The sequence below is a fragment of the Actinomadura harenae genome (assembly GCF_003696215.1).
Taxonomy (GTDB): Bacteria; Actinomycetota; Actinomycetes; order Streptosporangiales; family Streptosporangiaceae; genus Spirillospora; species Spirillospora harenae.
Window position 1 is genome coordinate 42299 of the sequence record NZ_RFFG01000046.1, and the last position, 23674, is coordinate 65972.

A 23674-nucleotide genomic window follows, 5' to 3' on the forward strand; every position below is an offset into this window, starting at 1 on the left:
GGGGCCGTCACTCCCAGGTCGTCCCGGCGGGGATCCGCAAGGTGGTGTTGATGCGGTTGAAGAAGTTGGTGATCGCCACCATCAGCACCAGCGATCCGAGCTGCCGCTCGTCGTAGTGCTGCTCCGCCTCGGCCCAGATCTCGTCGGAGACCGCGCCGGGACGGTCCGCCAGGCGGGTCGCGGCCTCGGCGAGAGCCAGCGCGGCCCGCTCGGCGTCGTCGAACAGCGGGTTCTCGTACCAGGCGGCCAGCGCGAGCAGCTTGTCGTCGCCGATCCCCGCCTTGCCCGCGGACTTGGCGCCGGCGTCGACGCAGGCGCTGCACCCGTTGATCTGGCTCGCGCGCAGATGCACCAGCTCGAGCGTCTCGCGCGGGACGCCACCGGAGTACACCTCCTTGAAGATGTGCTGAACGCCCTGGGTGATGCCTGGTTGGGGCGCGGTGTCCCGGATGCGTGCGGTCATCTCTGCTCCTGAGAGGGTGTCGTCGATCGGTGAACGCCACTACGACGTCCGCCCGGAAGGAGAGGTAACGCGGCCCTCGGAGTTACCTCACCGGCGTCCGGCGCGTCCTTGTGGTGACACCCGCCGCACCCCGAGGAGAACCGTGACCGATCAGGACGACCTCGCCGCGGAGTTCGAGGCGCGGCGCGCCTACCTCCACGCGATCGCGTTCCGCGTGCTCGGCTCGCACGCCGATGCCGACGACGCCGTCCAGGAGGCGTGGCTGCGGCTCGCGCGGACCGGCCGCGACGGCATCGACGACCTGCGCGGATGGCTCACCACGGTGACCGGGCGCATCTGCCTGGACCTGCTCCGGCGACGCGGCGTCCGAGGCGAGCAGCCACTCGAACTCCATATCGGCGCACTCCCCCAGGACCCCGCCGATCCCGAGCATGACGTCATGCTCGCCGACTCGGTCGGCCTCGCGCTGTACGTCGTCATGGACGCCCTCACCCCGGCGGAACGGGTCTCGTTCGTCCTGCACGACGTGTTCGACGTCCCGTTCAGCGGCATCGCGGAAATCCTCGGCCGGAGCACCGCGGCCACCAAGATGCTCGCCAGCCGGGCTCGCGGACGGCTGCGCTCAGGCACCCCCGCGTCCGGCTCCGACGCCGCCGCCCGGGACGTCATCGACGCGTTCCTCGCGGCGGCGGGCCGGGGCGACCTGGCCGAACTGCTGACCATCCTGGCCCCGGAGGTCGAACTGCACGCGCAGGGCCCGGCGGGTCTCGTGACGGTCCGCGGCGCGACCGAGGTCGCCTCCCAGGCGACGAGGTTCGCGAACCCGGACGCGACGGCCCACCAGTCCCTCGTGGACGGCGTCCCCGGCGTCCTCATCACCATCGCCGGACGCCCGGTCACGGTCATGGCCTTCACCGTCGAGCACGGGACCATCACCACCATCCGCGCCCTCACCGACCCACCCCACCTCGCCCGAGTCGTCCCGTCCTGGATCCCCTGACCGCCATGCCGACTCAGCTCCCCGGCCACGCGAACACGGCCTGGACGGTCCGTCCGCGCCCATCGCCGTTCCAGCACCAGTGCGCAGCCAGCGCCCCCACGGTGAGCAGGCCGCGACCGCACTCCTCGATGCGGTCCAGGTCGTCCAGGCAGGGCAGAGAGCGGGCATGCGGTTCGGAGGCCCCACCCTGGTCGACGACACCGACGACGACCCGACCCTCCTCATGGCGCACCTCAACGGTGAAGGTGCCACCCGCATCGCCCGAGCGGGTATGGCGAACGGCGTTCACGGCCAGCTCGTCCAGCACCAGAAGAATGTCGTCCAGCAGGGGAGAACCGTACAGAAGCTGCGCGGCGAAGACCCGAACCGCCTTCGCCTGAACGGGATCTCCGGGGAAGACACGCCGCCAGAACATCGGCGCTGCCGGAGTGGCGGACATGGGAGTGGTGAGCAACATCGATCACCTCACAAGGACGGCGACGTCGCCTGGCACGGCGACCCGAACTCCCCCATCGTCACCACCGGCCACCACCACGGTCCCGGATTCCAGCCCCCTCCCGACCGAAACCGCAGGTCGCACACACCGATCGAGAATGTGGGACATCGGAACGTTCGACGAGCACACGTGCGCGTCGCGAACGTTCGTCCACTGCACGGAAATCGCCCGCCCGCTCGGCCAACACGGACGCAAACGACCGGCATTCTCCGTCACCGCGTGCTAACACGGAGTGGATGACCTGATCTGCCGAGCTCCCCTCCCGCTCGGCCCTCCCCTGGAGGCCCCCGGTGACCAGTCCGTTCGTCCGCCGACGCCGCCTCGCCACCGAACTGCGCGCGCTGCGAGAGGAGCACGGCGTCACGGCCGAAGAGCTCGCCGGACGGCTGCACAAGTCCCGCACGATGCTCTCGAAGCTCGAGAACGCCCACTCCCGGCCCAACCTGGCCGAGATCATGAAGATCCTCGACCTGCTCGGCGTGACGGGCGAGCGCTGGCACGAGATCGTCACCATCGCCCGCGACGCCGCCGAACGCGGCTGGTGGGACTCCTTCGGTGACGCCATGGGGTCACGCCAGCGCCTCTACGCCGACATCGAGTCCGGCGCCACGACCATCCGTGGCTACAACCAGTTCGGTTTCCCCGGCCTGCTGCAGACACCGGAGTTCATGCGGGCGCTCATCCGCCTCGATCACGCGGACGGACCGCTCGGCTACCAGCCCGCACGCATGATCCAGGCCCGGCTGAAGCGGCAGGAGGTCGCACTCCGCCAAGGCGGACCGGCACTGGAGATCGTCTTGGACGAGTTCGTGATCCGCCGGCTCGCGGTCCCCGCCGAGGTGATGAGCGCCCAACTCCATCACCTGGTGGGCGTGGTGTCGGCGGAGCCTCGCCTGAGCGTCCGCATCCTCCCGGTCGACGCTCGGATCGAGGGCGGATTCCTCGCTCGCTCCTCGTTCACGATCTACACCTTCCCGGACCCCCGCGACCCGGCCATGGCGGTCGCCGACACGGTCAACGCGGACCTGGTGCACACCGATCCCGCGGACGTAGGACGGTACGACGTGATGTACGCACGGCTCCGGAAGGCGTCGCTCTCCCCCGTCAGGAGTCTCACCCTCATGGAAGAGGGAGCCACCCGCTTGACCGAGCTGGCAGGATCGTAACCATGGCCCCCCAGTACGCAGTCTGGCGGAAATCCACCCACAGTGCACCGGATGGCGAGTGTGTCGAGGCCGCCCGATTCCCCTCCGGGACGGTAGGCGTCCGCGACAGCAAGGCGGCCGAGACAAGCCCCGTCCTGGAGCTCTCCTTGGACGAGTGGGCAGGCTTCCTCCACGCCGCTCGAGCATGTCCTGCACTGTGACCTGACACGGCATCCGCCCCCTCCACCAGCCCCCAAATGCAGCACGAAGGGCCCGCAACCTCACGGTTGCGGGCCCGCCATCTTCGCGACCTGTCATGTCATGAAGATGGACCACCAAACAAAGAACGCTGACATGCGCTCTCTTTCTAATCGTTCCGCCCTCGCAGGATGACGCCTGAAGACTACCGGGCCAGTGTGGACTTCTGGCGCCATTTCGGAAAGTTCCTTATTGGACAAGTTGTTCACCGAATGGGGCCCATCTCACCCCACCTCGCGCGGTCCAGCTGCGCACACTCCAGTCACGACGGCCTCTATCGAACCTCTTCTCGACTCGATATGACCAGCTGGGCATTACAGATTTCCGCCGGGTGCGGGAACTCTGATTGTGAGAGGTCTTCGCGTTCAGGCGTGGGAGGTGGCGTCGGTGTCGTCTTGGAGTTGGGCGCGGACGGCGTCGGCGGCGGGGACGCCGAGGGCGGTGAAGAGCTGGAGCGCCCGTTCGAGGAACGGGCGCGCGGCCACTTTTCCGTGCATGACGGACTTGACGGTGCCAATGCCCCACAGGGCCCTGGCCTCCTGGTTGGCGTCGCCTGTGGAGCGGGCCAGGCCGAGGGCCTCGTCGTAGGCCGTGTAGGCAGCGGACGGGCGGGACGCACGGCGGTGTGCGTCGGCCACGCCCAGAAGGGCCTCGACTTCAAGGAAAGGCTCGCGGAGTTCTCGGGCTTGTCGAAGGGCCTTTTTGAGGTGGAGGAGGCCCTCGCCTTCGCGGCTCGGGCCGTTCACGTAATGGGCGCCGAGGTGGATCAGGCAGTCGGTCTCGCCGCGGCGGTCGCCGATCTCGGAGTAGATGGCGAGGGCGTCGCGGTAATGAGCGAGGGCCTCATCGAAACGCCCTTGCTTGTCGTAGACCACGCCGAAGTTGTTCAGCAGGTTGGCCTGGTGTTGCTTGCTCGGTTCCATCACGTTCTCGACGCGCCGGAAATAGACGAGCGCCTCGTGCGTGCGGTCGAAGATCAATTCGAGTTCGCCGAGGTTGTTGAGCGTCATCCAGCCGTCTCGCGCGTCTCCCGCGGTCTCGTAGAGCTTCAGCGCGGCCTGGAGATAGGAGATCGCTTCGTTGTAGCGGCCCTGATGCCATTTGACGATTCCGGCGTGGTCCAGGGTCGAGGCTTCACCGGCGTGGTCGCCGAGGGAACGCCAGAGGGTGAGCGCCTGGTCGTAATAGCCGGATGCGACGTCGTATTCGGATCGGGTCCAGTGGATGAGGCCGATCTGGTCGAGTGCGGCGGCGGCGCCCGCCCGGTCGCCCAGGTGTTCGTGGATGCGGAGGGACTCGGTGGCCGACTCGAGGGCGGAGGGGTGATCGCCCGTCCGCCAGAACGTCCTGCCGAGGTGGGCGAGGGCGCGGGCCGTTCCGGCTTCGTCCCGCTGGGTTCGGCGGGCCTGGACGGCGGCCTGGTGGACGCGCACGGCGTCGTGCCAGCGTCCGGACTCCTGGAGGTGGGCGGCGAGCGCGTCGCTGAAGCGGCCGGTGTACTCGCCGAGGTCGTGGGCGGCGCTGTAGTCGACCATCGGGACCAGGTTGTCGGCCTCCTCGTCGAGGCGGACGCGGTCGGTTCCCTCCGCGAGTGCGAGGTAGTGGCCCAGGAGGCGGCGCACCGGGGGCGGTACCGCGGGGGGCGGGGGCGGTGCGGCCAGGCCGTGGGCGTACTCGTGGAGCAGGTCGTGGAAGCGGTAGTGGCCCCGGTCGATCTCGGCCAGGAGGTGGTGGTCGGCGAGTTCTTCGAGGACGGGTTCGGCGCGCGTGGGCGGCATGTCCAGCAGGACACCCGCGGCCTCGGTGGTGATGACGGGGCCGGGATGCAGGGAGAGCAGGCGGAACGCCTCCCGCGGGAGCGGTGGCAGCCCTTCGTAGGACAACGCGAACGCCGCGAGCAGGTGGCGGTTCTCGGCGCGGATCTCGGCCAGGCGGCCGGGGCGGACGCGCAGGCGGCGGACCAGGTCGGCGACGTCCCAGTGGGCGCGGTGGCGCAGGCGGTTGCCGGTGAGCTGGAGGGCTAGGGGCAGGTGTCCGCAGAGCCGCGCGACCTCGGCGACGTCGGCGCCGGACGCGTCGGCGCCGGTCCCGCTGACCCGGACGAACAGGTCGGCGGACTCGTCCGGCGGGAGGACGTCGAGCGTGAGCGGCCGGGCGTCGTCCAAGCCCGCGAGGGTGCGCCTGCTGGTGGTGATGACGAGGCTGCCCGCGCCGCCCGGGAGCAGCGGGTTCACCTGGGTGACGCCGAGCGCGTCGTCCAGGACGACCAGGACGCGGCGGTGCGCGAGGTGGGAGCGCCACAGCGCCGAGCGGCGGTCGGTGTCGACCGGGGCGCTGCCGGGTTCGACGCCGATCTTGCGGAGCAGCGTGCCGAGCGCCTCGGCGGGGTGGATGGGGCTGCGTTCGGCGCTGTGCCCGTGCAGCGAGAGGAAGAGGCAACCGTCCGGGTAGCGGTCGGCGAGCCGGTGCGCGAGGTGGACGGCCAGGACGGTCTTGCCGACTCCCGGCATGCCGTCGATCGCGATGACGGAGACGCCGCCGTCGTCCGCGAGGGCCCGCAGGGCGCGCATCTCCCGGTCGCGTCCGGTGAAGGTGCCGAGGTCGCGGAGCAGGTCGTTGGTCGGCGGTGGACGGCGCGTCCCCCGGGACGACGTCGGCGGGTCGAGCGCGGCGTCTCCCACGAGGATCTGCCGGTGCAGTTCGCGCAGCGCCGTTCCGGGGGTGGCGCCCAGGCGTTCGTCCATGCGCCGGCGGGCCGACTCGTATTCGTCGAGAGCATCTCCGGAACGGCCCGAACGGTGCAGGGCCAGCATCAGCAGCGCGACGGCGCGGTCATTCTCGGGGTTCGCCGCGACGACGTCCGGGAGTTCCCCGACGAGTTCTTCATGGCGGCCGAGTTCGAGAATGAGTTCGACTCGTTCGAGGGTGCAGCCGAGCAGTTCACCGGCGATCCTTTGGCGGACGCGCGCGGCCCAGTCGCCCGACACGTTCTGCAGGGGAATGCCGCCGGCCAGCCGCTCGGCGTCGCCATAGACCTCCACGGCGTGTTCGCGGCGGCCCCGCGCGGCGAGGTCGGCGGCGCGCTTCCGCAGTTCGTGGAAGCGCCGGTAGTCGACGTCGTCGGCGCTCGCGTCCAGCACGTACGCGCCGGTCGCGCGGGTCAGGCGCTCGCGGGGGTCGGTCCGGGTGAGCTGGGTGCGCAGCCGCGCGATGTGGCTGTAGAGGAAGTTGCGCGCCTTGGCGGGCGGCTCGCCCTCCCAGATCCGGTCGATGAGGGTCTCGGTCGGGACCGGGCGGTCGCCCGCCAGCAGCAGGGAGGCGAGGATGATCCGTTCCTTCGCCCAGGGCGACGAGGGCGTTCCGCCGTCCGCCTGGATCTCCACCAGGCCGAGAATTCGGAATTCCACTCGTGCTCCCTTCGGGAAGATTTCCGACGGGCAGCCTTTTGACAGTCGGATCCTTTCACTGTCAAGCGGGCCGGACCAGAAGGAAGGCGACTGTCCCCTGGCCACTTCGGGCCGGTTCCTCCACCCCGGCCGCAAGGGTCCCCGCAAGGTACGCCGCAAGGTGCATTTCGGACTATCGGCGTGGGGTCGCTACGAAACGGGCGGCGTGGATGCCGCCCTGAAGGGGGCATGAACGCAGATGTCCGACAGCGATTGGCGCCCGTTCCCGGTCGGGATGGACGCCGGCCGATGGGTGACGCGCGGCGGATGCAAGACGCTGCTGGTCGTGGTGCACACCGTGACCGGCGGGCAGCGGCTGCTGTCCGCCGCACGGCTGGTGGAGAACGACCTGCGCGTGCAGGTCGTCTTCACCCAGGGGCCGGACGCCTTCGGCGCCGGAGTCAAGGAGTTCCTCGACGGGATCGGCGCGGCGGCCGTCCCGTGGCGGCAGGCGGTGCGGACGGAGTTCGACCTCGCGCTCGCCGCCGGCTACGGCGGGCTGGCCGATCTCCACGCCCCGGTCGTCGTCATGCCGCACGGGATCGGCCACACCAAGCTCCTCGCGCGGCGTGAGGGCCGCGCGGTGGGCGAACGCGTGGCGTACGGGCTCGACGCGCAGCGGCTCGTCCGGGACGGGACGCTCGTGCCGTCCGCGGTGGTGCTGCCGCACGAGGACGACCTCGCCGCGCTCGGCCGGAGCTGCCCGGAGGCGGTGCCCGCGGCGCACGTGCTGGGCGACCCGAGCTTCGACGTGCTGGAGGCCAGCCTGTCGCGGCGCGCGTCGTACCAGGTGGCGCTGGGCGCGGGCGATGGCCGCAAGCTGGTGGTGGTGTGCTCGACCTGGGGGCCGAAGTCGCTGCTCGGGCGGCGTCCCGAGCTGTGGTCACGGCTGCTCGACGAGCTCCCCGAGGACGAGTACCAGGTGGTGACGCTGCTCCACCCGCACGTCTGGGCCGCCCACGGCGAGTACCAGCTGCGAAGTTGGCTGGCCGACCGGCTGAGACGCGGGCTGAGCCTGGTCCCGCCGTCGGCCGACTGGCTCGCGGTGCTCGCCGCCGCGGACTGGATCGTCGGCGACCACGGCTCGGCGACCGTCTACGGAGCGGCGGCCGGGGTGCCGGTGCTGCTCGCCAGCTTCCCGCCCGAGGAGGTGGCGCCGGACTCGGCCGCCGCCCGGCTCGCGCAGGTCGCGCCCCGCGTCGGGCGGGGCGCGCTGCCGCGGCAGCTCGCGCAGGCCGCCGAGGGCTTCTCCGCGGACCGGCACCGCGCGGTCGTCGCGCGGATCACGTCCCGGCCCGGCCGGTTCGGGCGGCTGATGCGGCGCCTGATCTACCGGCGGATGCGGCTGCCGCAACCGCCGACGGTCCCCGGGACGCCGCCCGCCGCCGCCCCGCCCTTCCTGACCCGGTGAACGGAGGCGTCGTGTCCGATCTCGTGATGCTGGTCCGGACGTACGAGCCGGACCGTCCGCTGCGGGTCTGCCGCGTCCCGTACCCGCCGGCGGCGCGCGGCACGACCGCCGTGCTCGTCATCCCCCGGGGCGGCGGGCTCCGCGCGCCCCGGCTGGCGCTGTTCACCGGCCGGGACGACGACAACGCCGCCGAGCTGTGCCCGCCCGGCGCGCTCACCGCGCTGGACGCGCACGTCGTGGCCCGCTACGACGACGCCCAGGACCTGCCCCGCCGCGAGTTCGCCGACGTGCTGACCGGACGGGTGAGACGCCCGTCCCGCAGCGCCTTCGAGCGGCTGTCGGCCGTGCTGCGCCGCTACCCGGGCTGCTCGGTCGCGGTCGGCCCGTCCGGGGACCAGGAGGTGGCGGTGCTGCGCGGCGGCGCGACCGTCCGCAGCCTCAGCACCCCGCGCCGGTCCCGGTCCGGCGCGGACCTGTGGCCGGACGTCCACGGCTCCTTCCTCTACTGCTGGACGACCGCCGGGCTCCCGCTCGGCGACCTGTCCCACTGCGTCCTGATCGTCGGACGCCTCGGCACGTTCGGTGACCGCCCGCACCTGGAGGCGTCGGGCCGGGTCCTCATCACGTCCGTCGAGGACGGCGTGGCGGTTCGGAGGCTGGCGTCATGAGCCCGATCGTGCTGGTGGCGGGGGCCGTGAGCCTGTACGCCACGGTCGGCGTCCGGGACTTCCCGGTCGCGTACGCGTCGCGGTCCAAGCCGTCCTGGGTGGAGTTCGGATGCTCCGGCGTCGCGCTGAGCGTCTCGCGCGTGCAGGCGGCGTTCGGGCACCGGGTGCGGCTGTGCACGCTGGTCGGCGACGACAGCGCCGGGACGGCCGTCCGCGACGACCTGGCGCGGCTGGGGCTGCTCGGTCCCGGCGTCCTGCGGACACCGGTGTCGACGACCGGCGTCGTCCTGGTGAACGAGCAGGGACGGCGCATGGGACTGCCCTACCTCTCCCCCATCGACCACGAGGTCTACCCGTGGGACGTCCTGGAGGCGCAGGCGTCCGGGGCCGACCTGCTGGTGCTGACGAACATCCGGCCGATCCGACCGCTGGTCGGGCGGGCCGCGCGCCTGGGCGTCCCGATCGCGGTCGACCTGCACCAGATCGACGGCCCGGACAACGAGTACAACCGGCCGTGGCTGGAGCACGCGAGCGTCGTGTTCGCCAGTCACGAGCGGCTGCCCGAGCCCGGGGTCTGGGCGGGTGAGGTGTTCCGCCGCTTCCCGCGCTGCGGCGTCGTCGGCGTCGGCATGGCCGAGCGCGGCGCGGCGGTGGCGCTGCGGGACGGGCGCCTGATCAGGGTGGACGCCGTGGTGCCCGGCCGCGTCGTCAACACCTCGGGCGCGGGCGACGCGCTGTTCTCGACCTTCCTGGCCGTGTGGCTGCGCACCGGTGACCCGGTCGCGGCGCTGCGGTCGGGGGTCGTCCACGCGGGCTGGAAGATCGGCTTCCGCCGTCCGTCGGCCGCGACGCTGCGTCCCGGCGAGCTGGCGGCGCTGTGCGAGGCCGATCCGCCGCGGGTCGTGGTCGGACGCTGGGACTGACCCCGCTCATCGGGGCAGCTCGGGTCAGCGGGGCGGGCCGGGGCAGCAGGACCGACCGGGTCAGCGGGGCGGGCCGTCCGCCAGGTCGGCCAGCCTCCGCTCGACGGCACCGGCCGGCAGGCCGAGGCCGGTCAGGATCGTCCTGGCCTCGTCGAGGAGCCGGACGGCGGTGACAGGGGCGCCGCCGTCCACCTCGAACTCGGCGTAGGCCCGCAGGACGGAGGCCGTTCCGGCGCCGGATCCGATCTCCCGCATCCGGGCGAGCGCCTCGGCGAACAGCGGCGCGGCCTCGTCGCGCGCGCCGATTCCGGCCTTCGCGCGCGCGAGGAAGAGGATCGTGCGGGCCATGCTGTTGGGGTCGCGGACACCGCTGAGGGCGTCCCGCGCCTCGGTGAGGACCCTGACGGCCTCGTGCGCGCGTCGCGCGTCCACGAGGACTCCCCCGAGGTCGGCCAGGGTGCGCGCGGCCCGCCGGGTCTCTCCGAGTTCGCGGTAGACGGCGATGGCGTCCCCGTAGCGGCGGACGGCCGGGTCCCAGCGGCGCCGGTCCGCGTCGAGGATGCCGAGCCTGCGGCTGATCCCGCCCACGCGCTGCCGGTTTCCCAGCTCCTCCCAGAGGGCGCGCGCGGCGAGGAAGTCGCGTTCCGCTCCGTCCAGGTCGCCCAGGACGCGGCGGGTGAGGCCCGTGCGGCTGAGCATCTTGGCCTCGGCCTCGGCGTCGCCCGCGCTTCGGGCCGCCGCCAGCCCGAGTTCCTCGAAGCCGAGCCGGTCCGTCCGGTGGCCTCGATGGACGAAGAGGGGCCACAGGGCGTCCACCAGGAGCCAGCACGCTTCGTACAGCCCGGCTTCCGCGGCCATGGACGCGACGGCGTGCAGGCCGGTGAACTCGGCGTCCAGCCAGTCCAGGGCCTCGGCGGACGTCGCGAACTCCAGCGCGCCCGGCACCCCGGCGGCCTCGCCCGGCTCGCGAAGCCGCCGGTAGGGAGCGATCGCGCCGCTCGCCGCGAGCGCCGTCCGCAGGCACCAGGCCGTGGCGCGTTCCATGGCCGCCGCACGCTCCTCCGGCGCGATGGACTCCAGTGCCGTCTGGCGTGCGTGCAGCCGCGTCAGCTCATGGAACCGGTACCGCCCGGACGGAACCTCGTCGAGCAGGTTGGCGTCGGCGAGGGTCTCCAGGGCGAGCGCCGCGTCGTCCACCGGGACGGCGGCCAGCGCGGCCGCGACATGCGCGTCGAACGCGCCGCCGGGGTAGAGGCCGAGCAGCGCGTAGAGGTACTGCGCGGGCTCGGGCAGGGCCTGCCGGGACAGTTCCAAAGCGGCCTCCACGGTGACGCCGTCCTGGAGGTCCTGCGCGGCGAGGACGGCCAGCCGCCGCCGCTCCTCCTCCAGGGCCTCGACGATCCCCTCGACCGTCCAGGCCGGGCGGCTGGCCAGGCGCGCGGCGGCGACCGTGAGCGCCAGCGGCAGCCCCGCGCACAGCTCCGCCAGCCGGACGGCGTGGGTGTGCTCGCGGTCGACCCGGTCCGCGCCGACCATCAGGGCGAGCAGCTCCATCGCCGCCGCGTCCTCGAACGGCTCGACCCGGACGCCCCGCGCGCCCCGCACCAGCAGCCCGGCCAGCCGCCACCGGCTGGTGACCAGCGCGAGACTGCCGGACGAGGCGGGCAGCAGCGGCGTCACCTGCGCGGCCGAGAACGCGTCGTCCAGCACGACCAGGACGCGCCGGTCCGCCGACATCGACCGGTACAGCGCGGCCCGTTCCCCCAGCTCCACCGGGATCCGGGCGGGTGGGACGCCGAGCGCGCGCAGGAACCCGCCGAGGACGTCGGCGGGCAGGGCGGGCCCGACCGGGGCGTGACCGCGGAGATCGGCGTAGAGCTGGCCGTCCGGGAAGTCGTGCTGCCGTGAGTGCGCCCAGTTCAGTGCGACGGTGGTCTTGCCGATGCCCGGCGGGCCGCTCAGCACGACGGCGCCACCGGGACCATCCGGGCCGTCCGGATCCGGCCGAAAGCGGTCGAGCTCCTCGAGCGTCCTCGTCCGGTTCACGAGCGTCCGGGTGGCGGGGAGCTGCCGCGGCCGGACGGGCTCCCGCGCGGGCGCGCGCATGTTGACGGTGCCGCTGAGCTCGCCGACCTGGATGACGGGCCCCGCGACGTCCCCGCTGAACTCGTTCACGGGACGCTCGTGGGGAGGGCCGTCGGCGTGCGTCATCCCTCGCACATTTACCCGGGCACGACGGCCTGTCAACTACCGGACGGCCTGTCAACAACGCCGCGGGCCCGTCCCGGAGGACCGGAACGGGCTCGCGGCGCCGGGCGGAGGGTCAGTGCGCGGGAACGGTGTCGACCGCGGTCTCCTCGGCGGACGTGGACTTCGCGGCGGGCCCGGATCCGCGGAGCGGGACCTCCTTGATGAACCAGGCGGCGACGAAGGCCAGGGCGGCGAGGATCGCGCCGCCGATCGCGACGCCGTGCACGCCGCTGGTGACACCCGCCTCGAACGCCTTGCGGATCTCGTCGGGGAGCGTCTTCAGCACGGCCGGGGTGAAGTGCCCGCCACCGGAGACGATCTGGTGGGCCTTCGCGGCGCCGAGGTGGTCGGTGAGCACGCCCTCGAGCCGGTTGGTGTAGATCGAGCCGAGCAGCGCGACACCGAGGGAGCCGCCGATGGTGCGGAACAGGGTGACGGCGCCGCTAGCCGCGCCCATGTCGCGCAGCTCGACGCTGTTCTGCGTGACCAGCATGCTGATCTGCATGATGAATCCCATGCCCAGGCCGACGCCGAGGGTCATGAAGGAGCTCATGGCCGTCGAGGTGTCGACGGTCAGCATCAGCAGGACGAGCATGCCGCCGGTGAGGACCGCGCCGCCGATGATCGGGTAGGCCCGGTAGCGGCCGTTGCGGGTGATGAGCTGGCCGGTGGTCAGCATCACGACGAGCATGCCGAACATCAGCGGGAGCAGCAGCAGGCCGCTGTTGGTCGGGGACGCGCCCTGGACGTTCTGCATGTACTGCGGCAGGAAGTTGACCGCGCCGAACATCGCGCCGCCGACCAGGAAGCTGAGGATCTGCGCGGCGACGAAGTTGCGGCTGCGGAACAGGCGCATCGGCAGGATCGGCTCGGGGACGCGGGTCTCGGCGAACACGAACGCGACCAGGGAGACGACACCCGCGACCGCGAGGCCGATGATCTGCGCCGAGGCCCAGGGGTACTGGCTGCCGCCCCAGCTGGCGACCAGGGTGACGCAGACGACGCCGACGGTCAGCAGGGCCGCGCCGATGACGTCGATCTTCGCCTTGAGGCGGCGCGAGTGCAGGTGCATGCCGAACCCGGTGACCAGCAGCGCGACCACGCCGATCGGGACGTTCACGTAGAACGCCCAGCGCCAGCTCAGGTGGTCGGTGAGGAAGCCGCCGAGCAGCGGGCCGCCGACGAACGCGACGGGCATCATGCCGCCGATCATCGCCTGGAACTTGCCGCGCTCGCGGGGCGGGACCAGGTCGCCGATGATCGCCATGGCGCCGACCATCAGGCCGCCGGCGCCGAGGCCCTGGAGGGCGCGGAAGCCGATCAGCTCGTTCATGTTCTGCGCCAGGCCGGACAGCATCGACCCGACGAGGAAGATCACGATCGAGGACATGAACATGCCCTTGCGGCCGTACAGGTCGCCGAGCTTGCCCCAGATCGGGGTCGCGGCCGCGGCCGCGAGGGCGTAGGCGGTGACGACCCACGACAGGTGGGCGAGTCCGCCCAGGTCACCGACGATGGTCGGCAGCGCGGTGCCGACGATCAGGTTGTCGAGCATGGCCAGGAACATGCCGAGCATCAGCCCGAAGATGCCGATGTAGATCTGACGCTGGCTGTTGGCCTCGCCCTCCGCCGCCGGGGCCGCGCCCGGCCCGTCCGCGGCGGGCGGCGCGGCCTGCCCGTTTCCTGCCTGCGACATCGCTAGTCTCCCCTGGAGGACGGTTTCCAACTTACTTGCCGTCCGGCTAGTTTGCTTACCTGTCGTACGGTAAGCTCTGAACTAGCCGGTCGTCAAGTAAGTTTCAGGGGCATGGGAGTGATGATGGGCGGACGACGGGGCGACACCCGGGAGCAGATCCGCAGGGTCGCGCTCGAGCTGTTCGCCGAGCAGGGCTACGAGAAGACCTCGCTGCGCGAGATCGCCGAGCGTCTCGGGGTGACCAAGGCCGCCCTGTACTACCACTTCAAGACCAAGGAGGACATCATCGCCAGCCTCTTCGAGGAGGTCGGCGAGAGGATGGACGAGCTGGTCACGTGGGCGAAGTCCCAGCCGATGACCCGCGAGCACCGGATAGAGGTCCTCGAACGCTACGCCGAGATGATGCGCGGCCCCGCGGGCGACCTCATGCGCTTCATGTCGCAGAACCAGCAGGAGGTCCGCGACCTGAAGCCGGGCGAGGACGCGCGCGCCCGCTTCCGCAGCCTCGCCCGAGTCCTGGCGGACGACCGCGACCCCGTGGTCGACCAGCTCCGCGCGCGCCTGTCCATCATGTCCCTGCACATGAGCGTGTTCCTCACCAACGACATGGACATCTCCGACGACCAGCGGCACGAGGCCGCCCTGGAGATCGCCATGGAGCTCATCGACGGGAGCCGGTCCCGCGCCCCCGGCCGGCGGCCCGCGAACTGACCCGCACCACCGGCGGCGGAGCACCCGCCGCCGGTGGCCGGTTCACCTGCCGTCGGGACGGCGCAGGCTGACGATCTGGGTCATCCCCTCGTCCTGGATGGCCTGTGGCGGCGGACGCCGGACACTGTCGCTCAGCCGCACCAGGACGGCGATGAGGATCCAGTTCGCCATCAGCGACGAACCGCCCTGCGTCATGAACGGAGTGGTGATGCCCGCGAACGGGATGAGCCCGGTGACGCCGCCGACGATGACGAACAGCTGGAGCGCGAACACGAACGCGACGCCGCCCGCGAGCAGCCGGTTGAAGGCGTCCTTGGACGCGACCGCGATCCGGAAGCCGCGCTGCACCAGCAGCAGGTAGACGGTCAGGATCGCCATCGCGCCGGTCAGGCCGAGCTCCTCGCCGAACGAGGTGAAGATCTCGTCGCTGAACGCCAGCGGGGTCATGTACGGGCGCCCCTGCCCGAGGCCCGTGCCGAGCACCCCGCCCTGCCCCATCGCGAACAGTCCCTGCTCGAGCTGCGAACTGTCGGAGTACTGGCCGCCCATCGCCGTGCAGTCGGCGATGGGATGCGGGTGCGTGACGCCGAACTCCTTCAGGATCTGGCCGCTCTTGAGCTGGCAGCCGCCGTTGAAGTACGGACTCGGGTCCTTCCAGATCTCGACGCGCTGCACCAGGTGCTCCAGCGGCCCGTGGACGGCGACGCCGAGGTAGTAGATCGACAGCGATCCGACCGCGAACAGCAGGACGCCGATGACGACGTATCCGCCGCGTCCGGTGCCGAGGTAGAGCATGCAGACCAGCAGGCCGAAGAACAGCAGCTGGAAGCCGAAGTCGTTCTGGATCAGCAGGACCCCGATGCTGACCAGCCAGATCACCACGATCGGCATCAGATGCCGGGCGCGCGGCAGCGCCACGGGGCCGACCTTGCGCCCGGTGACGGCCATCGCCTGGCCGTTCTTGGCCAGATAGCCCGCGAACAGGGTGATCAGCGCGAGCTTGGAGAACTCGGCGGGCTGCACCGAGAACGGGCCGAGCCGGATCCACACCCGGGCGCCGTTGATGTTCGCGCCGATGCCCGGGACGATCGGCAGCACCAGGAACAGCAGCCCGGCGAGGCCGAGCGTGTAGTGGTAGCGGCGCAGCGTGCGCGGGTCCCGCAGGACCAGGACGAACACGGCGAACAGGCCGAGTGACAGGGCCGTCCACATCAACTGCCCCGCGACGTCCGCGCCCGCCCCGAACGGGACATAGTGCTTACCGGGATGGTCGTGCTCGAACTGGAGCTTGCTCTGCAGGTAGTCGCCCGCCGTGGTCTGGTCGATCCGGTAGATGATCGCCAGCCCGACGCCGTTCAGCAGCAGCGCGCAGGGCACCAGCAGCGGGTCGGCGTGCGGCGCCCAGCGCCACACCACCCCGTACGCCACGGCCGACAGCACGACGATCGCGGCGCCGTAGCCGAACAGCGAGGCGGGCAGCCTCCCGTCCCGGACGAGGCCGACCTGGGCGAACGCGGAGACGGTCACGACGAGCGCGAACGCGGTCAGCGCGAGGGACGCCGCGCGGCGCGGCCCGGGGAACCGGTAGGGCGGGACGCTGTCGGGTGCGCTCAAGGGGGATGCCTCTCAGCCGGGTCGACGATGACGCACCCAAATATTTGCACATTTGCGCAACGAATAAATACGATGGCCCGGTCGGGCGGGAGACGCCGGACGCCGGCCCTGACCCCCGGCGTCCGCACCGGTCCCACCCGGACAGGTGGCCGTCCGGGCCCCTCGTGACCGGGCCCGGACGGCCCGCCGCCCGGCGCATGCACGGACGTCCTGCGCGCGCCGCGCACGGACGTCCTGCACGAAGGGGGGTCGCCAGGCGGCCCCGGTCCCGGAGGACCACCCGATCCGTCCCCCGGGGCCGGGGTCTTCCCTGCCCGGACTCGCGTTCCAGGTCGGGGGCGCCGCGCCGCGCGGCCCGGACAGGGCACCCCAGATCCCCGTCCGAACCGGGGCGGTCGCGCGGCGGCACCCCGACCTGGAACGCTCCAGGCGCCCACCGGTGCCCGGTCGGCCGGCCCCACCGCCGCCCGGCCGGACGGTCCGGGGGCTAGTGGACCCGTATCCGGATCTTCATGAACGTCTCCCTCGCGCTCGGCGCGGAGGCCGCCTCGCGCTTCGCGTGCCGACCGCCGTTCGCCCACGTCAGGCCCCCGAGAAACGCACCGCGCCGGCCGACCTGGGACAGGGCACGACCCCGGAGGACGGGGCGATCCGTCCCCCGGGGCCAGAGGGGTGCCGGTCGCCTGGACACCCACTCCAGGCGGACCCCTCGTGTCCGGCCGGCCGAGCCCCACCGCCAGGCCGGCCGGACGCTCCATGGAGCTAGCGGACCCTCTTCAGGTAGTGACCGTCGGCCCAGCCCATCGGGCGGGTGAGATGAACCCAGGTGCGGTTGTCGGCACGGTGCGTCCTGCAGTCACCGGGGACCCGCTTGGCGTCGTAACGCAGGCGGGCGACGACCCGGTACCGCAGGCCCGGGCCGGACCTGACGTTCAGGGTGTGGCCGGGCAGAATGTGCACCACGTCGTAGTAGCAGACCGGCGCGGACGCCGGGCTCGCGATCGTGCTCGCATCCGCCTGCGCGGGCGCCAGCAGCGAGGCCGCGGCCAGCGGGACGGCCAGAGCTGCCGTCTTCCAGAGCTTCATGAGTAACCCCCTTCACGTGCTCGTGCGAACTGTCGAAGAAGTGCAACACGAGCTGAAAGAAGCCTCAAGAAAGGCTGAACTCACCAGAGCGCCACATAGCGCCCTGGAGAGCCCTGTCGTCGCAGGTCAGAGGGGGTGAGACGGGACGATCTCCCGCGCCGGAGCCAGCCCACAGTGACCCCGTGGTCACAGGCGGGCGATCCACCGTTCGGGCAGCTCAGAGCCCCAGAACCCGATTCGGCTACCGGACCTTCCGCAGGAAGTGGCCGTCCGCCCAGCCCTTGGGCCGGTGGAGGTAGACCCAGCCGTGCCGGGACTTGCGGCAGTCACCGGGCACCCGCCTGGCGTCGTGCCTCAGATGGCCCACCACCCGGAATCTCCGGCCGGGACCCGTCCGGACCCTCAGGACGTGATGGTCGTGGACACGGATCACGTTCCAGCGGCAGGTGTGCACCGGCCTCGGCCGGGCCGTCTGGCTCGCCTCGGCCTGGGCGGGGGCCAGCATCGAGAACGTGATCAGGGGGACGGCCAGGGCCGCCGTCTGCCAGGTCTTCATGGTTCCCTCCTTCGCGTACTGCGCGGGCTGTTGAAGGAGTGCAGCACGGGTCAGGAGGGGCCTCAAGGAAGCCTGAGCTCACCGAGCCGACAGGTGGCCCCGAGGCGAGCCCTATAAGCGCAGGTCAGCGGCCTGACAGCAGGACGGGCGCCCGCTCCGGAGGCACAGCACCGTGACCTCGTGGTCATACGCCCACGAGGCCACGTTCTCCCTGCTCAGAGGCCATCGAGCCGAGCCCGGCGCCGTCCGACCCGCGGCCGGTTCAGTGGACCCGGCTGGCCGTCCGGGCCGTGTCCTCCGCGTGCTCCTCGTGGACGAACCGCTTGCCGCGCAGCAGCGAGGCGACGGCCGCGACCAGTGACATGACTATGGCCAGCGAGAACACGATGACCAGACCGTGGTGGAACGGCCCGGAGATCAGGTGCGGGAAGTAGGACCGTCCGGTCAGCGCGGCGGCGTCGCCGGGCGGCAGGGAGGCGAGGACGCCGCCCTGGCCGAGCAGGCTGCCGATCGGGTTGTAGCCGAGGAACGCGGCGAACAGCGTGCCGACCGGCGGCAGGCTCGCGACATGATCCGCCGCCGACGCCGGGACGCCGTGGGAGGTCAGGCCGCTCGACAGCGTGCCCGGCAGCCGGTCCGCGAGGCCCGCGATCATCAGCGAGAAGAACACGCCGATCGACAGGACCATCCCGGCGTTCATGAAGGTGGCCCGCATCCCGGACGCCACGCCCCGCTGGTCGGCCGGGACCGCGTTCATGATCGCGGTGGTGTTGGGCGCGGCGAACAGCCCCGAGCCCAGCCCGTTCACGAAGATCAGCAGGGCGAACAGCCAGTACGGGAAGTCGGTCGGGATCAGCAGCAGTCCCGCGAAGGCCGCCGCGGACACCAGCAACCCGCCGGACGCGAACGCCCGCGCGCCGTGCCGGTCCGACAGGTGGCCCGAGAGCGGCCCGGCGACCAGGAACCCGACGGTCAGCGGCAGCAGGTAGATCCCGGCCCACAGCGGGGTGTCGGCGAAGTCGTAGCCGTGCAGCGGCAGCCAGATGCCCTGCAGCCAGATGATCAGCATGAACTGCATGCCGCCGCGGGCGATCGCCGCGAGCAGCCCGGCGGCGTTGCCCGCGGCGAACGCCCGGATCCGGAACAGGCCGAGCCGGAACATGGGCTCCGGGACCCGCGTCTCGATGAGGCAGAACGCCGCCAGCAGGGCGATCCCGCCGATGATCCCGGTGAGCACCCACGGGTTCGTCCAGCCCATGACGTGGCCGCCGTAGGGCTGGATGCCGTAGGTGATCGCGGCGAGCAGCGCGGTCAGCCCGACGGCGAAGGTGAGGTTCCCGGCCCAGTCGATGCGGATCCGCGTGGCGCGCCGCGCGGTCTCGACGAGGCTGCGGTAGGCCCAGATCGTCCCGATGATGCCGATCGGCGCGGACGCGAAGAACACCAGCCGCCAGCTGACCTCGCTCAGCAGGCCGCCCGCGACCAGCCCGAGGAAGCTGCCCGCGATGCCCGCGACCTGGTTGACGCCCATGGCCATGCCGCGCCGGTCGGCGGGGAACGCGTCGGTGAGGATGGCCGCGGAGTTGGCCATCAGCATGGCGCCGCCGATGCCCTGGAAGATCCGCCAGGCGATCAGCCAGATCGCGCCCGCGGAGCCGTGCAGCGGGTCGAGCGCCAGCACGAGCGTCCCGACCGTGAACACCGCGAAGCCCGCGTTGTACATGCGGACGCGCCCGAACAGGTCGCCCAGCCGTCCGAGGGTCACCACCAGGACGGCCGACACGAGCATGTAGCCCATCAGGATCCACAGCAGGTAGCTGACGTTGCCGGGCTGGAGCGGGTCCAGGTGGATCCCGCGGAAGATCGCGGGCAGCGAGATGATCACGATGGAGGAGTTGACCGTGGCCAGCAGCATGCCGAGCGTGGTGTTGCTCAGCGCGATCCAGGAGTAGCGGGTCGAGTTGCGGGCGGTGCCCACGCGGACCTCCGGAGGGGGCGACGGCGGGTGCTGTTCAATCGTTTCTTATGCTAACTAACATACGCCAAAGGGTGGCATCCGTCACGTTCCGGGTAGGAGTGCGGCGAAGGAGGCGCACCCGGTGTCCGACGTCGAACTGGCCCGTGATCTGGCCGACTCCCTGCTGCTCGCGGCGGGCCGCCCGCGCCGCGCCCTGGCCCCGCCCGGGCCCGGCGCCGCGTCCCGCGTCCGCGCCGACTGCGCGCTGCGCGCCGAACCGGACGCGCTCGTCCGGATGCGACTGCGCTTCCTGCACTTCCAGGCCCGCCGGGTCGAGCCGGACGGCGTCGCGGACTGCCACGGCATCGCCCTGCACCCCGGGGACGAGGCCGTCGCGGAGGAGATCGCGCCCGAGTACCGGCTCGCGGACCTGCTCGCCGCCGAGCACACGCTGGTCCGGGTCGTCCCGGCGCGCCGGACGGTCGAGCCCCTCGTGTGCGGACGCGTCGTCCGCAGTCGCTGGCCCATCCACGTCCTCGTGCGCACGCGCGCGGAGGCGTTCGCCCGCGCCGGACGCCGGGCACAGGGGTTGACGCGGCTGAGCATCGAGGTCCTGAACGTCACCGACTGGCCGCACTCGCTCGACCCGGACGACGCGCTGCGGCGCTCGCTGCTCGTCCCGCATCTGATCGTCGCGCTGGACGGCGCCGTCTTCGTCCCGCCGGACCGCCCGCGCGAGCGGGACGACCTCTGGCCGGTCCTGCTGGCGGGCGACCTGCTGCTCGCCTCGCCCGTCCCGCTGCCCGACCGCCCGGACATGCCGATCACCGGGCGGCGCGCCGCCGGCGCCTGACCGGCGTGGCGGCGCGGTTGACATGGAGCGCGCTCCAGATGCTGGGATCGGTGCCATGACCGAATCCCACGTCACCCTCATCACCGGCGGCGGCACCGGCATCGGCGCGGCCACCGCCCGCGAGCTGATCGCCGCCGGACGCAAGGTCGCGATCACCGGCCGACGGCAGGACCGCCTCGACCAGGTGGCCAAGGAACTGGGCGAGCCGGACGCCCTGCTGACCATCGCGGGCGACGCCTCCGACTACGGGGACGTCGAGGCCGCCGTCCGGGCCACGGTCGAGCGGTTCGGGCGCCTCGACGCCGTCGTCGCGAACGCGGGCGGCGCCAAGGGGCGCTCGGTGGCCGACTCCGACCCGGACGACATGCGCGAGATGGTCCTGACCAACGTGCTCGGACCGGCCTACCTGATCAAGGCGGCGCTGCCCGAGCTGACGGCGTCCAAGGGCCGGATCGTGATCGTCGGCAGCGTCGCCGGGTTCGTGAACACCCCCGGCAACCTGTACGGCGCGACGAAGTGGGCGATGACCGGCCTGGCGGAGAACACCCGCCGTCTGGTGTCCTCCGACGGCGTCGGCGTCACGCTGATCGCGCCGGGCGCGACCGAGTCCGACTTCTGGGAGCACGTCGGGAAGCCGGACTACCCGCACATGCTGACGTCGGAGGACATCGGCCGCGCCATCGTCTGGGCGGTGGCGCAGCCGTACGGCGTGGACGTGAACACCCTGGTCGTCCGCCCGATCGGCCAGGCGAACTGACCGGACCGTCCCGCGCGGCTACTCCTTGAACAGCAGCCGCTCGAACGGCACCGGCTCCTCGAAGGGGTCGGGCTTGGCGGCGGGGGCCCGTCCGATGATCGTGTCGGCGAGCTCCCGCCCGGCCCGGGTGACCCGCTCGGCCAGCTCGCCGCTCCCCCAGTCCTCGGTCGCCGCGTACACGGCGGTCCGCTGGACGGAGGCGCGCAGGTAGGCGAACAGCGGACGCATCGCGAAGTCGATCGCGAGCGAGTGCCGGGGCGTGCCGCCGGTCGCGCCGAGCAGCGTGGGCGTGTTCTCCAGCGCGTCCTTGTCGAGCACGTCGAAGAACGTCTTGAACAGGCCGCTGTAGGACGCCTGGAACACCGGTGTGACGGCGATCAGGGCGTCCGCGCCGGTCACGGCCTCGACGGCGCCCTTGAGCTCCCCGGCGGGGAACCCGCTGACCAGGTTGTTGACCAGGTCGTGGCCGAGGGTGCGCAGCTCGACCACCTCGACGACCGCCTCCTCGCCCCGCTCGCGCAGGGCCTCGGCGGTCGCCTGGGCCAGCCGGTCGGCGAGCATCCGGGTGGAGGACGGCTCGCGCAGGCCGGCCGACACGACCGCCAGGCTGCGGGTGGTCGTCGGCGTGGTCATCGCGTGGCCCCTTCCTTGTCGTCGTCGCTCTTGGCGTTCTTCGCGGTGAGCAGGGAGGCGTGGGTCGGGGCGTCCGGGACGTGCGCGGGGCGTCCGATCGCGAACTCCTTGCGCAGCACCGGGACGACCTCCTCGCCGAGGATGTCGATCTGCTCCATGACGGCCTCCTCGGGCAGGCCGAGGTCGAGGGTGAACAGCTGCCGCTGGTAGTCGCCGACCGCGTCCCGGAAGGCGAGGGTCCGCTCGACGACCTGCTCGGGGGTGCCGACGGTCAGCGGGGTCGTCTTCATGGTCTCCTCGAGGGAGGGCCCGTTCGCGTACACGTAGGACGTGTCGAAGTAGGGCCGGAACTCGCGGATCGCGTCAGCGGCCTTGGGCCGCATGTAGACCTGGCCGCCGAGTCCGACGATCGCCTGGTCCGCCGAGCCGTGGCCGTAGTGCTCGTAGCGGCGGCGGTACAGCGCGATCATGCGCTGGACGTGCTCCATGGGCCAGAAGATGTTGTTGTGGAAGAAGCCGTCACCGTAGTAGGCGGCCTGCTCCGCGATCTCCGGGCTGCGGATGGACCCGTGCCAGACGAACGGCGGGACGCCGTCGAGCGGGCGCGGCGTGGCGGTGAAGCCCTGGAGCGCCGTGCGGTGCTGGCCCTTCCAGTCCACGACGTCCTCGCGCCAGAGGCGGTGCAGCAGGTGGTAGTTCTCGATCGCCAGGTCGATGCCGTCCCGGATGTCCTTGCCGAACCAGGGGTAGACGGGGGCGGTGTTGCCGCGTCCCATCATCAGGTCCGTCCGGCCGTCGGACAGGTGCTGCAGCGTCGCGTAGTCCTCGGCGATCTTCACCGGGTCGTTGGTGGTGATCAGCGTGGTCGCCGTGGACAGCACCAGCCGCTCGGTCTGCGCCGCGACGTAGCCGAGCAGGGTGGTCGGCGAGGACGGCACGAACGGCGGGTTGTGGTGCTCGCCCGTGGCGAAGACGTCGAGCCCGACCTCCTCGGCGCGGCGCGCGAGCCGGACCATCATCCGGATCTTGTCGTGCTCGCTCTGCACCCGCCCGGTCGCGGGGTCGGTCGAGACCTGTCCGACCGAGAAGATACCGAACTGCATCATCACCACTCCATTTAGTAGAAGGTTCAACTACCTTAGCGGAGTCACCCCCCGGCTTATTCCACGACCGGCCCCTACCGCGCCCTCAGCGGCGTTTCCCCTGCTCAAGGGCGGTGAACAGCCACCAGTGCGCCCGGCTGATCACATGCGGGCCGCCCGTGACCACCTCGGTGAGCGCCCAGTACCGGACCATCCGCGGCTCATGATCGTCGCGCAGGTCCCGGGCGAGCCGGACACGGAACCCCGGGCTGTCGCGCTCCGCCCGCGCGGCGGCGTGGGCGGCGACGAACAGGTCCAGCTCGGGGCCGGGCCGCGGCTCGGCGCCCGCCAGGGCGAGCGGGGCCGTCCGCTCGCACGCCTCGGTGACCCCGGTCAGCAGGGCCGGCTCGTCCTTGACCTTCTCGGCGTTGGCCAGCCGCCGCGCGGTCAGCAGCGCCCGCAGCGACCGGTCCTGCGCGAGGTCGACCAGCTCGGCGTACGCGACGACCTGGCCGGGCGTCGGCGCGGACGGCGGGGCGGGCGCGGCCATCGCCAGGAAGGCGTCCAGGAACGGGCCCGAGTCCAGCATGACGGCCATGCTCCGCCAGAACCCGGTGAGGACGTCGTGCGCGGCGGGGCCGTCCGCGACGGCGGCGAGCAGGTCGAGCC

At 71.9% G+C, this 23674-nt stretch carries 21 protein-coding genes; 9 read left to right on the plus strand and 12 right to left on the minus strand.

Features of this window, described 5'->3' with window-relative positions; all coding sequences use genetic code 11:
- Nucleotides 1-7: 7 nt before the first annotated feature.
- Entirely contained in the window at nucleotides 8-463 is a 456-nt protein-coding gene (locus tag EBO15_RS24285; protein ID WP_122196745.1) for a carboxymuconolactone decarboxylase family protein, read from the minus strand.
- Nucleotides 464-605: 142 nt separating this feature from the next.
- Between EBO15_RS24285 and EBO15_RS24290 the strand changes: the two genes are divergently transcribed.
- Nucleotides 606-1463 carry a sigma-70 family RNA polymerase sigma factor gene (locus EBO15_RS24290; RefSeq protein WP_122196746.1) on the plus strand — a complete coding sequence of 286 codons (858 nt, stop codon included), beginning with the start codon at nucleotides 606-608 and terminating at the stop codon, nucleotides 1461-1463.
- Between the two features lie 13 nt (nucleotides 1464-1476).
- Here the strand turns inward: EBO15_RS24290 and EBO15_RS24295 are convergent, their stop codons facing one another.
- Nucleotides 1477-1920 carry an ATP-binding protein gene (locus EBO15_RS24295; RefSeq protein WP_122196747.1) on the minus strand — a complete coding sequence of 148 codons (444 nt, stop codon included), beginning with the start codon at nucleotides 1918-1920 and terminating at the stop codon, nucleotides 1477-1479.
- Between the two features lie 329 nt (nucleotides 1921-2249).
- Here EBO15_RS24295 and EBO15_RS24300 point away from each other — a divergent pair, with 329 nt between their 5' ends.
- The gene (locus EBO15_RS24300) at nucleotides 2250-3125 is read left to right on the plus strand and encodes a helix-turn-helix domain-containing protein (protein WP_122196748.1); all 876 of its coding nucleotides are present in this window, start codon (nucleotides 2250-2252) and stop codon (nucleotides 3123-3125) included.
- Between the two features lie 2 nt (nucleotides 3126-3127).
- Nucleotides 3128-3325, plus strand: coding sequence for a DUF397 domain-containing protein (locus tag EBO15_RS24305; RefSeq protein WP_122196749.1), 198 nt, complete (start codon nucleotides 3128-3130; stop codon nucleotides 3323-3325).
- Between the two features lie 402 nt (nucleotides 3326-3727).
- Here EBO15_RS24305 and EBO15_RS24310 read toward each other — a convergent pair whose 3' ends face one another.
- On the minus strand, nucleotides 3728-6769 hold the full coding sequence (locus EBO15_RS24310; protein WP_158628344.1) for an AfsR/SARP family transcriptional regulator: 3042 nt from the start codon (nucleotides 6767-6769) through the stop codon (nucleotides 3728-3730).
- 238 nt (nucleotides 6770-7007) lie between these two features.
- On the opposite strand from EBO15_RS24310, the gene EBO15_RS24315 reads away from it, so the two are divergent.
- From EBO15_RS24315 to EBO15_RS46870, 3 genes are read left to right on the plus strand one after another with little or no spacing between them, the layout of a single operon-like run.
- Nucleotides 7008-8219, plus strand: coding sequence for a hypothetical protein (locus EBO15_RS24315; protein ID WP_122196751.1), 1212 nt, complete (start codon nucleotides 7008-7010; stop codon nucleotides 8217-8219).
- An 11-nt stretch (nucleotides 8220-8230) separates the two neighbouring features.
- On the plus strand, nucleotides 8231-8887 hold the full coding sequence (locus EBO15_RS24320; RefSeq protein ID WP_147481633.1) for a hypothetical protein: 657 nt from the start codon (nucleotides 8231-8233) through the stop codon (nucleotides 8885-8887).
- Nucleotides 8884-9810, plus strand: a complete 927-nt coding sequence (locus tag EBO15_RS46870) for a carbohydrate kinase family protein (protein WP_122196753.1) — start codon at nucleotides 8884-8886, stop codon at nucleotides 9808-9810. The genes EBO15_RS24320 and EBO15_RS46870 overlap by 4 nt, the downstream gene beginning before the upstream one ends.
- A 60-nt stretch (nucleotides 9811-9870) precedes the next feature.
- Here the strand turns inward: EBO15_RS46870 and EBO15_RS24330 are convergent, their stop codons facing one another.
- Both EBO15_RS24330 and EBO15_RS24335 read right to left on the minus strand, forming a co-directional pair.
- On the minus strand, nucleotides 9871-12021 hold the full coding sequence (locus EBO15_RS24330; RefSeq protein ID WP_122196754.1) for an ATP-binding protein: 2151 nt from the start codon (nucleotides 12019-12021) through the stop codon (nucleotides 9871-9873).
- A 112-nt stretch (nucleotides 12022-12133) separates the two neighbouring features.
- A complete protein-coding gene (locus tag EBO15_RS24335) occupies nucleotides 12134-13756 on the minus strand; it encodes an MDR family MFS transporter (RefSeq protein WP_122196755.1) in 1623 nt (540 codons plus the stop codon).
- 111 nt (nucleotides 13757-13867) lie between these two features.
- On the opposite strand from EBO15_RS24335, the gene EBO15_RS24340 reads away from it, so the two are divergent.
- The gene (locus tag EBO15_RS24340) at nucleotides 13868-14467 is read left to right on the plus strand and encodes a TetR/AcrR family transcriptional regulator (protein ID WP_122196756.1); all 600 of its coding nucleotides are present in this window, start codon (nucleotides 13868-13870) and stop codon (nucleotides 14465-14467) included.
- Nucleotides 14468-14509: 42 nt separating this feature from the next.
- Here the strand turns inward: EBO15_RS24340 and EBO15_RS24345 are convergent, their stop codons facing one another.
- The 4 genes from EBO15_RS24345 to EBO15_RS24360 form a co-directional block, all read right to left on the minus strand.
- Nucleotides 14510-16081, minus strand: coding sequence for an FtsW/RodA/SpoVE family cell cycle protein (locus tag EBO15_RS24345; RefSeq protein ID WP_122196757.1), 1572 nt, complete (start codon nucleotides 16079-16081; stop codon nucleotides 14510-14512).
- Between the two features lie 762 nt (nucleotides 16082-16843).
- Nucleotides 16844-17167: an SH3 domain-containing protein gene (locus EBO15_RS43730; RefSeq protein ID WP_147481634.1), complete on the minus strand. Its 324-nt coding sequence runs from the start codon at nucleotides 17165-17167 to the stop codon at nucleotides 16844-16846.
- A gap of 241 nt (nucleotides 17168-17408) precedes the next feature.
- Nucleotides 17409-17723 (minus strand): SH3 domain-containing protein, encoded by a 315-nt coding sequence (locus EBO15_RS24355; RefSeq protein WP_122196759.1) that lies wholly within the window; start codon nucleotides 17721-17723, stop codon nucleotides 17409-17411.
- Between the two features lie 262 nt (nucleotides 17724-17985).
- A complete protein-coding gene (locus tag EBO15_RS24360; RefSeq protein WP_233616405.1) occupies nucleotides 17986-19701 on the minus strand; it encodes an MFS transporter in 1716 nt (571 codons plus the stop codon).
- 121 nt (nucleotides 19702-19822) lie between these two features.
- Between EBO15_RS24360 and EBO15_RS24365 the strand changes: the two genes are divergently transcribed.
- Both EBO15_RS24365 and EBO15_RS24370 read left to right on the plus strand, forming a co-directional pair.
- A complete protein-coding gene (locus tag EBO15_RS24365) occupies nucleotides 19823-20533 on the plus strand; it encodes a hypothetical protein (protein WP_122196760.1) in 711 nt (236 codons plus the stop codon).
- 55 nt (nucleotides 20534-20588) lie between these two features.
- Nucleotides 20589-21290, plus strand: a complete 702-nt coding sequence (locus EBO15_RS24370) for an SDR family oxidoreductase (RefSeq protein WP_122196761.1) — start codon at nucleotides 20589-20591, stop codon at nucleotides 21288-21290.
- An 18-nt stretch (nucleotides 21291-21308) separates the two neighbouring features.
- Here the strand turns inward: EBO15_RS24370 and EBO15_RS24375 are convergent, their stop codons facing one another.
- From EBO15_RS24375 to EBO15_RS44390, 3 genes are all read right to left on the minus strand, one after another.
- Entirely contained in the window at nucleotides 21309-21923 is a 615-nt protein-coding gene (locus tag EBO15_RS24375; RefSeq protein WP_122196762.1) for an FMN reductase, read from the minus strand.
- Entirely contained in the window at nucleotides 21920-23026 is a 1107-nt protein-coding gene (locus tag EBO15_RS24380) for an LLM class flavin-dependent oxidoreductase (RefSeq protein ID WP_122196768.1), read from the minus strand. Before EBO15_RS24380 ends, EBO15_RS24375 begins: the two co-directional genes overlap by 4 nt.
- 85 nt (nucleotides 23027-23111) lie before the next feature.
- Nucleotides 23112-23674 (minus strand): hypothetical protein (locus EBO15_RS44390; RefSeq protein WP_199744777.1); only part of this gene is annotated, 563 nt, incomplete at its 5' end.